We start from the raw sequence: 14,347 nt of genomic DNA, 5'->3' as shown, positions 1-14,347 counted from the left end.
TATTTATACGATTATTCGTCTAACTTATAGGGTTATTTATTGATTAATTTTCAGACCTGACTTATTTCATCAACCGATACTCAAATGATGATATGGGCAAAAATTTAGCTCAAAAGCTTTAAGATTTTGAGCTAAACCAATTTTTCCATGAACTGGTTTGACGTGTTTCGATAGCCACTGTCGGAATGAGCTCGTGTTTTAGCACGTTGACCTGCCCCACACTTTTCGCCAATCGAGCTTTCACCGAATGTATACATTCGCGATCACCAAATTCGCAACGGTCTAGACTTGAACCACCACATGGGCCATTGGCCAAACCTTTGGGACAAGTTTCAGGGCAAATATACAAGGTTTCCCCCAAGCGACATTGTCCACAACTTTCACAGCCAACAATCCCGTGTTTGGTGATAAATTCGGTTGAAAGTAAGGCTTGATCAGCTTTGGGGCGATTCCAGATTTTGGATGAAAAAACCAAGCCACCTACACCTTTGGCCACTTTTGAGCTAAAAAATAGTTCATGCATCATATGCATACTTTTATATTTCAGTACCTGCTCACGAGGCGCTGCGTGGTCGTTTGCACCTTCTGGTTGAAAATCTAGCGTAGATATTGTTTGCCAAAGTTCATCACAACGCAAACGGCATTCAGCCAGACTTAAGCCTGCATATTTTACAATCGCCTGTTGTAGCTTTTCCTGCTCTTCAGGTTTATGACATGCTGACAGATGAATCCCAGCATAACCTAAATGACGACAAATTAAAATTTGTAAGGCACAGCGTGCGTAAACATTTTGTTCTGCTTGCACGGCATTGAACTGTTGTTCATTTTCTAGAAAATTCAACATCGAGGAAGTAAGCACAATACCTGCAACTTTTTGTTTTTTCATAAAACGTGCGCGGGCAAAAGTCAGCGGCATAACACAGACCATCACTGGAATCCGAGGATAATGCAGTTGCATGAATTGCTGAGAGCGACTAAGTGCCTCTACATCAAAACCCAATTGGGTAATGACAAAATTAGCCCCTGCTTGAATTTTTTTCTGTAATTTGTAGTACTGTGCATCACGCTCCGCTTCAGCATATTTAAAGGGGTTAAACGCCACCCCAAGATAAAAACCACCATGTTGTTTCGCGGCAATCACCTGATTCACCGATTCTAAATAGCGACTGCGCAAGGCTAGATTTTCTGCACCATCGTTATGCTGTTTCAGCTTATCGCCTGAAAGTAACAATAAATTTTGTATGCCCTGTTGCTGTGCCGTTACTAAAAACCGTTCAAAATCGGCAATATCTCGTCCTTTACCTGAATAATGCAGGATTTTTTCTGCTTGCTCAGGATATGTTGACATCATGTCTATCGGTGCAGGATCGGTATCCGTTTGCACACGATCTGCTAAAGTCATACAAGTTGGAAAACCTGCAAATGTCGTGGGCACAGGCTGAGGCTTTGCAGTTGTAAGGTACTCAAAAGAGATACAAAACTGGCGTTGGATTAAATATTGAGAAAATAGAGACATAGCAAAATCGGGAGAGATAAGAGGTGCAAACTGCACTAAAGTTTATAAAATTATAAATTATTCATAGCAAAAGATAAATTGTATGTGTTACACGCCAGACATTTTTGTCATGCACAAACGCTGTCGTCGTTGCGTTGTATCGAAATGTACCCAACAGCAAATTATGCTACTATTGCGCCCGTTCTGAAATGCAGCTTTTTTCAGCATACTTTGTCATCTTTCCAAATGACCTTTAAGCTCCATTTTGATCGTCTCTCCTCTTGTTCATTTAAGGCGTAATTTTTTAATGACTGATCTCAATACCATTGAAAATAAACTTCAACCACGAATCAGTGTTGCGCCGATGATGGATTGGACTACCAAGGATTATCGATTCTTTGCCCGTCTGTTTAACCCGAATGTGATTCTCTATACCGAGATGGTCACCACAGGTGCTATTTTATTTGGTGGGGCAAATCGTCATTTGGACTATAACCATGAAGAACATCCGATTGTTTTACAACTCGGCGGCTCAAATCCTAAAGATTTAGCAATCTGTACGAAGATGGCACAAGACTGGGGCTATGACGAAGTCAACCTCAATGTTGGTTGCCCAAGTGACCGCGTACAAAACAATAAAATTGGCGCCTGCCTCATGGCAGAACCAGACCTCGTGGCAGAATGCATAGCTGAAATGCGTCATGCGGTAGATATTCCTGTAACGGTGAAACACCGTATCGGAATTGATGACATGCAGTCTTATGAAGAAATGCTGCATTTTGTCGATACCGTAGCGAAAACCGGTTGTGACAACTTCATCGTACATGCGCGTATTGCGCTGCTGCAAGGCCTTTCGCCAAAAGAAAACCGTGATGTGCCACCGCTGCGCTATGAAGATGTTTACCGCCTAAAACAAGATCGTCCAAATTTACTCATTGAGATTAATGGCGGTATTAAAACTTTTGCTGAAACCCAAGAACATTTAAAACATGTGGATGGTGTGATGATTGGTCGTGAGGCTTATCACAATCCGTACCTTTTAGCGGAGCTCGGCCAATTGTGGAATCTAGAGCAGCCAAACCGTTTTGATCTGATGGAACAAATGCTGCCGTACATTGCAAAACGCATGGAAGAAGGTGCACCGCTTTCCATTATTACACGTCATATTTTGGGCCTGTTCCAAAACTTGCCGGGTGCACGTAAATGGCGTCAGGCTTTAAGTGGTGGCAATGCCAAAACTTTTGCCGATGTTGAAAATGCCATTCGCAATATTAAAGAAGCCATGCAACGTACCGAAGATTATTTACGTGAGCATCCCAAAGCGATGATGGAAGAATAAGTCCATTATAAAAATACCCTACAAGTTGTGTCCAACTTATAGGGGTTAGTTCAAATATAGAGGGATTTTTAATAAGAAGCATTTTTCAATCAATTCAGCTACTGACTATTCACCGTAATATTACCCTTCGGAAATGGCTCATCATCGTCCGTCCATTGGTAATCTGAGTTATCAGATTCTTCGCGCAGCCCCACATAACTTTCTGGTACTTTTTCAAGAATCACGTCTTCAGTTGCCTGATCTAAATCAGCACTAATCTTCTTTAATTCTTGATCGAGTTGCGCCTGATATTTTGCCAGTTCCACTTCATCAATAAATGCAAATTCTGTTTCATCAATACACCAAGAATAGCCTTTCACATCTTTGAAAATATGTACTTTGACCGTATAAGGCTGGTTTTCAAATTGCAGCGATGCCTGCCCATTAAAGTTAAGACCTTGGCGTTCGATGATTTTGAGGTCTTTCACTTTTAAATGATAGGACTGATATTGCGTATTGGTATCAAACTCATGTTGTATTTGTTGTTCAATTTGACGTGACAATTCATCGGTCGAAATAAAGTAACTGCAACCGACCAAACTCAACAGCACTATGATCGTGAGAATTCGAAACATACTGCATCCCCCATGATGCATTTTTTCTTATGTGAGCAATAAACTGAACCGTTTTTCAGGCTAATTATTCTCCACGTTTTTGCTCATCTTAACGAATAGGCCACAGAGTACAAGAAAAAATTTAGTTATTTCTCTATTTTTTATTTAATTTTGATATCAATCACTTAAATATTATTTATCACCAACTAGCACACTGACACAAGTCGTCTAAAGCTGACCAATAGTTGTGGAGAGTGACACTTTTTCACCTCCTTATTTTTGAATAAAAGAACAATTTTTCAAGCCCATCAATTGACGTATTTTTTAATTCTTAGATTAGCACTGAAGTCTACTCAGCTTGAGTTTTTATCGAACAAGCCCCTCAAATTGAGGGGCTTGTTCATTATTCTTCATCCATTTCAGGTTCATGGTGCAGGGCATCATGTATCGCTTCCACCAATTGCTGGGCGATTTCTTGCTTCGAGGCTTTTTCCAAATCACGCTTTTCCATCTGATATTGGTCTGCAAAGAACACTGTCATGGCATTTTCATCTGAAGCAAAGCCAATGTCCTGACGCGAAACATCATTACAGGCAATCATATCGAGCTTTTTCGCCACCAATTTACCCGCTGCATATTTTTCGACATTACGGGTTTCTGCCGCAAATCCGACCATAAATGGACGTTTCGACTGCTGTGCAATGGTGGCGACAATATCTGGATTTTTAATCAAGGCAATATTGAGTTCGTCACCTGATTTTTTGATTTTATGCTCTGCAACTTCGGCCACACGGTAATCCGCAACAGCCGCTGTGGCGATAAAAATATCACAACCTTCTTCCAGCATGTGCAAACTGGTATCCAACATTTTTATAGCAGATTGCACATTAATTCGGCGCACGCCATTTGGTGTATCCAAGCTGACAGGCCCTGCAATCAAGGTCACTTTCGCCCCCGCAGCATAACACGCTGCGGCCAAAGCAAAGCCCATTTTCCCTGTACTGTGGTTGGAAATATAACGTACAGGATCTATCGACTCTCGCGTTGGTCCAGCCGTAATGGCTACATGCTTACCAGCTAACATGCCAAATTTTTCTGCAATAGCACGCTGTGCTTGATGGAAATAAGCGGTGACTTGATCGGCCAGATCTTCAGGTTCAGGCATACGCCCAAGTCCCACATCACCACAGGCTTGTGAGCCTGCATCCGGCATAATCATATGCACGCCATCTTCTACCAAAGTGTTGAGATTGCGCTGTGTAGCTTTGGCCGCCCACATTTGTTGATTCATCGCAGGAGCAACCCAAACCGGTGCTTTGGTCGCCAAATATAAAGTCGATAGCAAATCATCTGCCAGACCTGCAGCAAACTTCGCGAGCGTGTCACAACTTGCGGGGGCAACCAAAACAAGATCTGCCCATCGTGCAAGCTCAATATGCCCCATCCCTGCTTCTGCTTCAGGATTGAGTAGTTCGGTATGCACCGGATTGCCTGAAAGGGCTTGAAAAGTTAGTGGCGTAATAAAGGCTTGTGCACCTTCGGTCATCACAACACGTACTTCAAAGCCGGCGTCTTTTAAACGACGAACAAGAATGGCACTTTTATATGCGGCGATACCGCCAGTGACAGCTAAAAGAATATTTTTAGTGGGCATTACACTTAAATCAAAGCTCACGAACAGCCTACCTATCTGTTGCAGTGGCGCTCACAATAGCATTAAATATTCACTGACCCAAGATTGTGCTTAGAAAAAGCCGATCGATTCATAATAAAAAAGTCTAACAACCATGAATAATTCAATCAAAAATTGGCCTGAACAGGAACGTCCACGTGAACGCCTGATTCAACAAGGCGCACAAAGTTTATCCGATGCAGAGCTGTTGGCTATTTTCCTCCGCACCGGTTCAAAGCAACATTCAGCCGTTGAGCTTGCACGATTGCTCATTCAACATTTTGGCCCCTTACATCGGGTCATGGATGCATCGATTGAGGATTTAAGCCAGTTTCACGGCATTGGACAGACTAAATTTGCACAACTCATGGCAGTGAAGGAGTTAGGAAAACGCTATGTCAGCCAGCATTTTCAAAATCAAGCCTTACCTTTACAGCATTCAGAACAATTGAAAAATTATCTACGTTTTGAATTTTTATCCGAGCAACGCGAAGTATTTGGTGTGCTGTGTTTAGATGCACATCTAAGAAAAATAAACTTTAAAAAATTGTTCTATGGCAGCTTAAATAGCTGTGAAATTTCCATTAATCAATTGCTGCGTTTTGCCATTTCACAGCATGCCAGTAGTATCGTAATTGTGCATAACCATCCTTTTGGCCGACCTGAACCCTCCAGTGCCGATTTAGAAATCACCCAACAGATTTTCCAAGCCTGTCTCTTGGTTGAAATCAAATTAATTGACCACTGCATTATTGCCGCAGAAGGCAGTTTTTCATTTGCGGAACATGGACTCATACCAAAACCACCCACAATGGCAAACAGTTATTGACAAGTGCTTGAGCAAGCATGAAGATCATCATAATTTTTTAAATGACAGAATCCCTCCTCAGCACATGATTGTTCGTGACCAACCGAGTGTTTTTAAGCTGCTATTTTCTTGGCGTGGAACGATTTTACCGAAGGTTTTACCTCCTTTAGGCATCGTGATGCTACTGTCCGCCATTGTCGGCGGGATGTCTTATGTGGATATTTTTCATTTTTCTGAATTTCCCTTGGTCGGTTTCACCCTGATTGGGGTCGTGCTCTCAATCTTCTTGGGTTTTAAAAACTCTGCTTGTTATGACCGTTGGTGGGAAGCACGTCGTTTGTGGGGAATTTTAATTGCCAATTCACGACACTTTGACCGTGATTGTCGCTTACTCAGCCAAGGTCGTCGTGAACGTGTCATTCAACATGTCATTGTCTTTGCCAATGTGTTACGTGACCGTCTGCGCCATCAAACAGCAAATCCGACGGCATTGGTCGAAACCAGCGGGATGAGCGCCAATGCCATTACCCAGTTATATCAACAGGCCAATGCGCCACAGTACACTTTAAGCTTGATTCAATGGGAACTGATGCAAGCGCTAAAAGATGGTGAAATTTCGGACATCATCTATACTCAAATGAATCAACATGTGATGGAGCTCAGCACCGTACAGACGGGCTGTGACCGAATTGCGACCACACCCTTACCTTTTGCCTATTCTGTCCTGCTCAATCGTACCGTGTATTTTTTCTGTTTCGTCTTACCTTTTAGCTTAGGCTCGACTTTGGGTTTGGCGACACCGCTATTGGTCGGAATTTTAGCCTATACCTTCTTGGGTTTAGATGCCTTAAGTTCTGAAATTGAAGAACCTTTTGGTACACAAAGCAATGACTTACCGCTTGATTCTCTAGTCCGTACCATCGAAATTGAACTCCTCGGTACTTTAGGTAAACCGACCCCACCCCCTATTCAAGCCAAAGATCACAACTTATTATAAAAAGATGAACCAATCGACATTATAGGCACAGGGAACCTGTGCCTATATAAAGCTCACACCAACTCATCCAATAATAAAAAATGAGTGATGCTATGAACATAAAAAAAAGGATTTTTAACTATACACCGCAACCGATTATTCGCCCTATGCAGGCGTTATTGGTGCTCTTTGCTGTGGCGATGCTGATTTTTGTCTTGCTGTATGCACTAACACATTTTCAAGTTGTGATCCCTCAGCAGAATATGCCGCACACTCCACTCTTAGTGACCATCAGTGCGGTTTGCGCCCTCATCTTATTTATCGACGCTGAGCAACGACTGAAGTTTCCATTTTTTATTCAACGCTATTTGATCCATCCCAAACTGGCTCATGATTTAACACAATTGGCTTTGCGCAGTAGTGATGCCGTAATTGTCAGCCATCGCAAGATCCGTGCACATTGGTGGCAACGGCCACAACAACAATTGCAATTAAAGCTGCACCATTCACAACAAGCTGAGTGGTTTAGCTGTGCCTTACATCAGGTATTTAATACACGGCATTTTTCACGCCTTAAGGTTCATGCTACGGACGAATTGATTGGACAAGAGGTATTTATCTATTATTTGGCCCAATCCCGCCATATCGTACAAATTGTCAGTGCTGCACGTGATGATGATTTTGAATATATTCAACGCTATATCAACACACCCTATGCACAGAGTGTTTATCTACATCGAATTCCGACCCGTTTAATGCAAGACATCAATCAAATTACAAAGATTGAAGCAGTGCGTAAGCCAGATGAACATGGCTTTCATCTCAATATCACAACCTTACATGGCAACCGCTATGACATTCTATCCAAGGCCAAACGTTTCGACCTCTTGGAACAGGCCTTATCTCCGATGATTGATTTTGTAGCTTATCGACAATTTAAACATAATCCGCAAATGCGGCAACAAATTATTAGTACCGCGCGCCCGCAACGTTATCGCCGCGTATGGTCCTATTGGGTTTATGGCATTGTGCTGTTGGTGGCTTTTCAATTACATGGCTTGGTGGGCATTGTTGTACTCTGTCTGATCTGTTATTTGTACCGTACCAAGCACCAGCGCCATGATGCACCCTTTATTGTGGAGAGCGTGAAATAAAGCGCTCCCAAATTCCCACTTGTCCGTCTTTGACTCGTGGGATATTGCCAAGCTTAATCCACGGCATATTGTCGCCATGAAAATCACTGCCGACTGAAACTTTTAAATCAAAAGTAGCAATCATCCGATCAACCATTTGCCGTGTCGATAAAGGCTCAATCGCAGGTGGAAGCTCCACCGCGTCACCACCTGCTTTGGCAAATATTTCAATCAAATAGCGAATATTGGTGGCCGAGAGGTCGTAACGGGTTGGATGTGCCAGTACAGCAAAACCACCACTTTGGTGAATGATATCAATGGTCTCTGCAAGGCTAGGCCCTTCAAACCTGACGTAAGCTTTTTTGCCTTCTTTAATATATTTATCAAAAGCCTGCTGTGGACGAGAGACAAAACCTTTCTCGACTAAGGTTTTGGCAATATGAGTTCGAGTGACGCGATCTGGCACATTGTCCACTTTTGCAATCACATCGGCATAAATATCCTGCCCGATTAAAGGAATCAGCAGATCACAAACTTGACGTGCTCGTTCGGCACGTATCTGTTTTTGCAAACTCAATAAGGCTTGCAGCGGTGCAAGGTTTTGCATATTCAACGCCACAATATGTACGCCATAGCTTTTTTTGGTGGCAGGACGTGACCATTGACTGGAAATTTCCACACCCGAAATAATCTGCACCTCCAAGTCCGCTGCCGCCTGTTCAGCGAGATCCAGACCATCCATGGTATCGTGATCTGTCAGCGCAAGAGTATGAATCCCAATATGATGGGCCGCACGCACCAATTCCGCTGGAGACAAAGTCCCATCAGAAATATTACTGTGTGTATGTAAATCTACGCCTTGCATCTCTATAATGTCATTTATTTCATCAGATTTAGATACTCTAACATGAAAGCACTTTTAGACTTTGTGCCCCTCATTATTTTCTTTTATTTATATAAAACTGTAGATCCCAAAGATACACAGCATCCTTTACTACAATTGTTGGGTTCTACAGGTGGTGTGGATAACAATAATATTCTGGTCGCAACCAGTGGTCTGATGATTTCAATGTTAGTGGTCTATGGCGCCTTGTTTGTGATGCAAAAATTCCGTTTGGATAAACAACAATGGATTGTGTTGTTTATGACGGTGATTTTTGGTGGCATCACCCTGATGCTTAGCGATGATTTCTATATTCGACTCAAAGCGGTTTTATTGAATTTGGTCTTTGCAGGTGCATTCTTACTTTCACCCTTATTTAGTAAAGATAAAAAACCGTTAATTGAACGTTTATTTGGCCCTGTACTGAATTTAACTTCAGTGGGCTGGAAAAGATTAAATTACGTTTGGGCAGCCATGTTCGTGCTGATGTCATGCCTACACACCTTCTTTGCTTATTTATTTGCCAACGGAAAATATTGGGGTGAATTCACTGCATTTGGTGACATGATTGTGATGTTTTCCTTTATCATTATTCAGTTTATTGTATTGCGTAAATACTTTAAGACCTCTGAATAACCATTCAGTCAAAAATCAGGAAAAATTATGCCATTCTTCGTCGTCACCTGTACCGATAATGAAGGTACAGTAGAAAAACGCCTTGCAGTCCGTCCTCAACATCTTGAACGTCTCCAAAAACTAGATGATGAAGGTCGTCTAATTGTTGCTGGCGCAATGCCGAAAGATCCGAGCAATCCTCAAGCTGGTTTTTATGGCAGCACCATCATTGTTGATTTTGACAGCCGTGAAGCCTTGGATAGCTGGTTGGCAGAAGAGCCATTTTTAAAAGAAGGCGTTTACAGTCATATTGACGTAAAACCATTTAACAAAGCATTTCCTCAAGGATAAGGTTCATGCGCGTCGTTGTTTCCAGTTTACTGGGCCTGTCTTTACTTTGTTCCACCGCATGGGCTGTTGAAACAGCTCCTGTACCTGCTGTAGCCCCTGCTGCTCAAGCAACGACTGCAACACCTCCGCCACCTGCACCGCATACCATTCTAGCCAATAAACCGGGGATTGTACGCGTATCTGCAACTGTGAATCCAAATGGTCAGCCGCAAGAGGCGAATCCCTTAACGATTGAACAATTGGCGAAAAACAAAGCCTTGCAAGATGCCAAAGTAAAAGCCATGGTCAAAGACCAGTCTGTACGCTTACAGCAACTTGAAAAAGCCAACCTGGAAGCCTTGGCGCAAAACCAAGAACTGCAACTGAAAAATGACAGTTTAGGCGTTCAAGTCCAAGTGCTACAAAGTGAGCGTAGTGCACAGATGTTCTTATACGGTGGTACGACGCTCGGTGTTGGCGTGATTCTCGGTTTCTTGTTGGCGAGCTACGTCTATACCAAACGTCGTCGTCAGTGGTAAATCCCCCTCATTTAAAATTTAGTTAAAGGTTGTTGCAACGTTGTCGAGTGCAATTCAAACTGCCGATCTTGATTGGCAAATGATTGATGGCATTGATATTCCAGTGTCGAAACAATTTGGTGATGTTTATTTTTCCAAAGATAATGGTCTGCTTGAAACACGTCATGTGTTTTTACAAGGCAATGATCTGGATATCCGCCTCGCTGCGCTACATGATTTTGAATATTTCAGTGTCGGTGAAACAGGCTTTGGTACAGGCTTAAACATCCTTGCACTTTGGCAACTCTGGCAACAAGTTCGTCCAGATAATCACAGTCATTTACATGCGATTTCAGTGGAAAAATTTCCACTGTCAAAGCCGGATTTGATTCGGGCTTTAAATGTGTGGCCTGAACTGCAACCTTTAGCTGCACAACTGATTGCACAATATCCTGAGCCGATTGCCGGTTGTCACCGCCTGAATTTCCCAGAAGAACGCTTTTCTATTGATCTTTGGCTCGGTGATGCACACGACGTTTTTCCTATGATGGCAAAAACCGCCACAGTCAATGCATGGTTCCTCGATGGTTTTGCCCCCTCATGTAATCCAGACATGTGGGAAGAAAATGTCCTAAAAAATATTGTGCGTTTATCTGATATTGGTACGACTTTTTCTTCATTTAGTGTAGCGGGCGTGTTGAAACGTGGTTTACGAGAATATGGCATAACCATTACCCGACCACGTGGCTTTGCCCATAAACGTGAAATGTTGAAAGCCTTTTGGTTAGCGCCTGAATCTAACGAACAGAACGAAAAAAAAAATCCTGTAACTCAAGCAGTCAATAAACAACGTCAAATCGCCATCATTGGCGCTGGAATTGCAGGATTAAGTACTGCATGGGCATTTGCTCAACGTGGACATCAAGTGCATATTTACGAGAAATCAGCGCCACTCTGTGGGGGATCGGGTAATCCCCTTGCGCTCCTCAATCCAAAACTTAGTCCGATTGAACAAAGCTCTGAGCATCTCATGACACTCAGTTGGTTATATGCGCTGAATCATTATCAGAATTTTACTGCATTTCGTCCTTTACAGATTCATCAAGCGATCTTAAAAAATGCCAAAGAGCATCTTTCCCTAGCAGAAGGTTATCCTGCTCAGGTCTTAGCGGCAGAACAAATAACTGATCTGCAACTGGATTCTGCCTATCCGAGTTTATTGCTAAAACAAGCCGGTGCAGTCAGTCCACATCAACTCCGCGATCAAATCTTAGCGCATCCCCATATTGAATTGATCCACGCCGATATTCAACGCATTGAAGCTACGGATGATTCGATTACGTTATGTGTGGATAATCAATACTTCACTACAGCCGATCATGTGGTGATTTGTGCTGCACGTGACAGCATGCAACTGCAAAAAGATTATCCAGACTTACGCGCGATTCGTGGTCAGGTCAGCTGGTTGAAAAATCCAGTTCAGAAAATGGATCTGGATACTGCTTATAGTTATGGGGGCTATTGCATGCAGCTTGATGCCGAACAGATGATTATGGGCGCATCGTTCTATCCGGGGCGTGATGATACGGACGTTCTCGCAGAAGACCATGTGCATAACTATGAACTTATCCACAGCGTGTTCCCGGATTTTGCTAAAACATTGCCACCCGTGACCGAATGGCAAGGTCGGGCAGCCATTCGTGCGCAGACCAAAGACTTTTTTCCTGTGATTGGTGTGGTACATGAAGATCAGGAAATTTATAGTTGTACCGGACTTGGTTCCAAAGGCTTTCTGTATGCTCCACTGTGTAGTGAAATCATTGCTGCAATGGTGCTGAAAGAAGCATGCCCTATTCCTTCTAACTTATTGGATAAAATCCATGCGGCACGTTTTATTCGTCGTGCCAAAGCCAAGCAAAAACCGAAGAAACCTTATTATCAAGCCCAACCGGCCCAAACATCTTAAAAGTTTTTCTCCCTAAAATTTTAAGCCATAAAAAAGCGCCTTTCGGCGCTTTTTTGATTCGGTCTTATTTCCCTTGTTCCAAAGGAAGACCTGCATCACGAGCTGCACGCGTGCCGCCCATTAAAATGACATATTCACGTGAGCTATCAAAACCCTCTAATAATTCCGCTGCACGTGGAGCTTTACTTCCTCCACCACATAAAATGTAAATGGGTTGATCCGTTGACACTTGAGTCAGTACCTCTGATGACAAAGCCGTGATCGGTTGGTTCACCGCACCTTTCACATGTGCCTCAGCATAAGCACTTGCATCACGAACATCCCAGATAATCGAGTCTTCTGGGAACTCAAATGTTGTAATTTCCTGTTTACGGATCATTGCGTACTCCTTTTGATGTAAACAACACTTGGCAAATGAAGAAAACATCCCTAGCATCTCAGATATTCTTTCCCTTTGTAAAGGTCTAATCCATGCCTTCTTTTGATATTGTCTCTGAATTAGAAGTTTTTGAAGTAAATCATGCAGTTCAAAACACGCAAAAAGAAATTGCAACACGTTTTGACTTTCGCGGTCAGGATGTTTCTATTGAATTGAATGAAAAAAATAAGGAAATCAAAATTTCAACCGAAAGTGATTTCCAATGTGAACAAGTTTATACCATGCTTGAAAACCATTTCTTTAAGCGTAAAGTGGACATTCAGGCACTTGACCCACAAAAAATGACGGCTTCAGGTAAAAATGTCATTCAAGTGATTAAACTGAAAGATGGTCTTGACTCAGATACCGCAAAAAAAATTAACAAAGCCATTAAAGACAGCGGTATTAAAGTGCAATCTTCTATTCAAGGCGACAAAATTCGCGTCACCGATAAAAAACGCGATACTTTGCAACAAATTATGGCATTCCTTAAGGAACAACAATTTGGTCTGCCACTTCAATTCAATAACTTTAAAGATTAAGGCAGTACATTTGCCATAGAGGACAACATGACCCGACCAAACCGACTTCATAAACTTGTGAATGCAACGTCTAAATTACCGAAAGGTCTACAAAGCCGTTTACTCAGTCAGGCCTTTGGTCGTGTCGTTCCTATGGTAGGCACCGCTAAAATTCACTATCAACAAGTTAGCCCTGCATGTGTAGAAGTCAGTATTGCGAACCATAAAGCCATGCAAAATCATATTGGACAATTACATGCCTGTGCCATGGCACTCCTTGCGGAAACAGCAACGGGTTTTGTCACAGCAATGAATGTCCCTGACAGCGCAATCGTGCTGATTAAAACCTTAAATATCAATTTTAAGCGTCCAAGCAAAGGCGCAATGACTGCCATTGCCACATTAACCGCAGAGCAACAACAACTGATGCGTACTACCGATAAAGGTGAAACCTTAGTACAGGTTAGCGTGACCGACGAATCTGCTGAAGAACCGATTCAATGTGAAATGCTGTGGGCGTGGGTCGCGAAATCAACGCTTAAAAATAAATAAGACAATTTCTCAACTCACAAGTGCGACATATTTTTAATTAGTTGAAAAAGTTAGGTGTATTCATAAAATCATTAGACTTTTTCAATTCGCAATTGGAAAGCACACAATGAAGAAATACACCCAACTTCCTCAAGATGAAAGATACGAAATTCATGCACACATCAAAATCTGCGGTGTCCCGACTTGGTCGGTAATTCCCCCCAAAAAAATGGAATAATAGGTCTTTTTTCTATTCTTAATAAACTAGAAAAATAGACTTAAAAATAATTCCAACATAATTAATTTCCAAATTTAATAGATGATAATTTTTTTCTTAATCATTTTGATGCAATAGAGCCATCTTGGTGGTAACCCAATTGCGTCAAAATATTCGGCTGACGAATTTGGAACAGTTGTCAATTGTTATTGTGCTGTAATTCCTCACAATCAATGGTTTAAATTCGCCTTGGTTTATAGCTAAATACCAAATAAATCATTACAGTAATCTTTAAATAATTTATCAATATCTTTAACTCTAAACTTAGTTCG

15 protein-coding genes are annotated in these 14,347 nt (G+C 42.1%); 10 read left to right on the top strand and 5 right to left on the bottom strand.

The window, feature by feature from the left end; genetic code table 11:
- Positions 1–118: 118 nt before the first annotated feature.
- Positions 119–1,516, bottom strand: a complete 1,398-nt coding sequence (locus tag ACN6OV_RS08575; protein ID WP_427951974.1) for a methylenetetrahydrofolate reductase C-terminal domain-containing protein — start codon at positions 1,514–1,516, stop codon at positions 119–121.
- Between the two features lie 286 nt (positions 1,517–1,802).
- Here ACN6OV_RS08575 and dusA point away from each other — a divergent pair, with 286 nt between their 5' ends.
- A complete protein-coding gene (gene dusA / locus ACN6OV_RS08570) occupies positions 1,803–2,834 on the top strand; it encodes a tRNA dihydrouridine(20/20a) synthase DusA (protein ID WP_427951971.1) in 1,032 nt (343 codons plus the stop codon).
- A gap of 98 nt (positions 2,835–2,932) precedes the next feature.
- Here dusA and ACN6OV_RS08565 read toward each other — a convergent pair whose 3' ends face one another.
- Positions 2,933–3,448 (bottom strand): hypothetical protein, encoded by a 516-nt coding sequence (locus tag ACN6OV_RS08565; protein ID WP_427951968.1) that lies wholly within the window; start codon positions 3,446–3,448, stop codon positions 2,933–2,935.
- Positions 3,449–3,830: 382 nt separating this feature from the next.
- On the bottom strand, positions 3,831–5,102 hold the full coding sequence (coaBC, locus tag ACN6OV_RS08560) for a bifunctional phosphopantothenoylcysteine decarboxylase/phosphopantothenate--cysteine ligase CoaBC (protein WP_427951965.1): 1,272 nt from the start codon (positions 5,100–5,102) through the stop codon (positions 3,831–3,833).
- Between the two features lie 112 nt (positions 5,103–5,214).
- On the opposite strand from coaBC, the gene radC reads away from it, so the two are divergent.
- The 3 genes from radC to ACN6OV_RS08545 all read left to right on the top strand — a co-directional run bounded on the left by radC (position 5,215) and on the right by ACN6OV_RS08545 (position 8,037).
- On the top strand, positions 5,215–5,928 hold the full coding sequence (gene radC, locus ACN6OV_RS08555; protein WP_427951962.1) for a RadC family protein: 714 nt from the start codon (positions 5,215–5,217) through the stop codon (positions 5,926–5,928).
- A 64-nt stretch (positions 5,929–5,992) separates the two neighbouring features.
- Positions 5,993–6,904 carry a bestrophin family protein gene (locus ACN6OV_RS08550; protein ID WP_427951960.1) on the top strand — a complete coding sequence of 304 codons (912 nt, stop codon included), beginning with the start codon at positions 5,993–5,995 and terminating at the stop codon, positions 6,902–6,904.
- A 92-nt stretch (positions 6,905–6,996) separates the two neighbouring features.
- Positions 6,997–8,037, top strand: coding sequence for a hypothetical protein (locus tag ACN6OV_RS08545; protein ID WP_427951957.1), 1,041 nt, complete (start codon positions 6,997–6,999; stop codon positions 8,035–8,037).
- Here the strand turns inward: ACN6OV_RS08545 and ACN6OV_RS08540 are convergent.
- A complete protein-coding gene (locus tag ACN6OV_RS08540; protein ID WP_427951954.1) occupies positions 8,015–8,881 on the bottom strand; it encodes a PHP domain-containing protein in 867 nt (288 codons plus the stop codon). The two genes, ACN6OV_RS08545 and ACN6OV_RS08540, sit on opposite strands and share 23 nt — an antisense overlap.
- Positions 8,882–8,923: 42 nt before the next feature.
- Between ACN6OV_RS08540 and ACN6OV_RS08535 the strand changes: the two genes are divergently transcribed.
- From ACN6OV_RS08535 to mnmC, 4 genes are read left to right on the top strand one after another with little or no spacing between them, the layout of a single operon-like run.
- Complete coding sequence (locus ACN6OV_RS08535) at positions 8,924–9,535, top strand: septation protein IspZ (RefSeq protein WP_427951951.1); 612 nt, start codon at positions 8,924–8,926, stop codon at positions 9,533–9,535.
- A gap of 27 nt (positions 9,536–9,562) precedes the next feature.
- The gene (locus ACN6OV_RS08530; RefSeq protein ID WP_427951949.1) at positions 9,563–9,865 is read left to right on the top strand and encodes a YciI family protein; all 303 of its coding nucleotides are present in this window, start codon (positions 9,563–9,565) and stop codon (positions 9,863–9,865) included.
- A 5-nt stretch (positions 9,866–9,870) separates the two neighbouring features.
- Positions 9,871–10,383, top strand: a complete 513-nt coding sequence (locus ACN6OV_RS08525) for a hypothetical protein (protein WP_427951946.1) — start codon at positions 9,871–9,873, stop codon at positions 10,381–10,383.
- Positions 10,384–10,423: 40 nt separating this feature from the next.
- A complete protein-coding gene (gene mnmC / locus ACN6OV_RS08520) occupies positions 10,424–12,328 on the top strand; it encodes an FAD-dependent 5-carboxymethylaminomethyl-2-thiouridine(34) oxidoreductase MnmC (RefSeq protein WP_427951944.1) in 1,905 nt (634 codons plus the stop codon).
- Positions 12,329–12,392: 64 nt separating this feature from the next.
- On the opposite strand, the gene ACN6OV_RS08515 is transcribed toward mnmC, so the two are convergent.
- Positions 12,393–12,707, bottom strand: coding sequence for a rhodanese-like domain-containing protein (locus tag ACN6OV_RS08515; RefSeq protein WP_427951940.1), 315 nt, complete (start codon positions 12,705–12,707; stop codon positions 12,393–12,395).
- A gap of 92 nt (positions 12,708–12,799) precedes the next feature.
- Here ACN6OV_RS08515 and ACN6OV_RS08510 point away from each other — a divergent pair, with 92 nt between their 5' ends.
- Together ACN6OV_RS08510 and ACN6OV_RS08505 are read left to right on the top strand one after the other, a co-directional pair.
- Entirely contained in the window at positions 12,800–13,288 is a 489-nt protein-coding gene (locus ACN6OV_RS08510) for a YajQ family cyclic di-GMP-binding protein (protein ID WP_427951938.1), read from the top strand.
- A 27-nt stretch (positions 13,289–13,315) separates the two neighbouring features.
- Positions 13,316–13,819, top strand: a complete 504-nt coding sequence (locus ACN6OV_RS08505) for a DUF4442 domain-containing protein (protein ID WP_427951935.1) — start codon at positions 13,316–13,318, stop codon at positions 13,817–13,819.
- The last annotated feature ends 528 nt before the right edge of the window (positions 13,820–14,347 follow it).

The sequence above is a fragment of the Acinetobacter sp. genome (assembly GCF_050285345.1).
In the GTDB taxonomy this organism is placed as follows: domain Bacteria; phylum Pseudomonadota; class Gammaproteobacteria; order Pseudomonadales; family Moraxellaceae; genus Acinetobacter.
Note: the sequence above shows the minus strand (reverse complement) of the source record. Positions and strands in the feature narration are given on the sequence as shown.

What these genes read in the sequence shown, in the direction of transcription:
- ACN6OV_RS08575 (WP_427951974.1), bottom strand. Translation starts at nt 1,516, where the DNA reads ATGTCTCTATTTTCTCAATATTTAATCCAACGCCAGTTTTGTATCTCT.
- ACN6OV_RS08515 (WP_427951940.1), bottom strand. Translation starts at nt 12,707, where the DNA reads ATGATCCGTAAACAGGAAATTACAACATTTGAGTTCCCAGAAGACTCG.
- dusA (WP_427951971.1), top strand. Translation starts at nt 1,803, where the DNA reads ATGACTGATCTCAATACCATTGAAAATAAACTTCAACCACGAATCAGT.
- radC (WP_427951962.1), top strand. Translation starts at nt 5,215, where the DNA reads ATGAATAATTCAATCAAAAATTGGCCTGAACAGGAACGTCCACGTGAA.
- ACN6OV_RS08525 (WP_427951946.1), top strand. Translation starts at nt 9,871, where the DNA reads ATGCGCGTCGTTGTTTCCAGTTTACTGGGCCTGTCTTTACTTTGTTCC.
- ACN6OV_RS08535 (WP_427951951.1), top strand. Translation starts at nt 8,924, where the DNA reads ATGAAAGCACTTTTAGACTTTGTGCCCCTCATTATTTTCTTTTATTTA.
- ACN6OV_RS08550 (WP_427951960.1), top strand. Translation starts at nt 5,993, where the DNA reads ATGATTGTTCGTGACCAACCGAGTGTTTTTAAGCTGCTATTTTCTTGG.
- ACN6OV_RS08505 (WP_427951935.1), top strand. Translation starts at nt 13,316, where the DNA reads ATGACCCGACCAAACCGACTTCATAAACTTGTGAATGCAACGTCTAAA.
- ACN6OV_RS08510 (WP_427951938.1), top strand. Translation starts at nt 12,800, where the DNA reads ATGCCTTCTTTTGATATTGTCTCTGAATTAGAAGTTTTTGAAGTAAAT.
- ACN6OV_RS08565 (WP_427951968.1), bottom strand. Translation starts at nt 3,448, where the DNA reads ATGTTTCGAATTCTCACGATCATAGTGCTGTTGAGTTTGGTCGGTTGC.
- ACN6OV_RS08545 (WP_427951957.1), top strand. Translation starts at nt 6,997, where the DNA reads ATGAACATAAAAAAAAGGATTTTTAACTATACACCGCAACCGATTATT.
- ACN6OV_RS08530 (WP_427951949.1), top strand. Translation starts at nt 9,563, where the DNA reads ATGCCATTCTTCGTCGTCACCTGTACCGATAATGAAGGTACAGTAGAA.
- ACN6OV_RS08540 (WP_427951954.1), bottom strand. Translation starts at nt 8,881, where the DNA reads ATGCAAGGCGTAGATTTACATACACACAGTAATATTTCTGATGGGACT.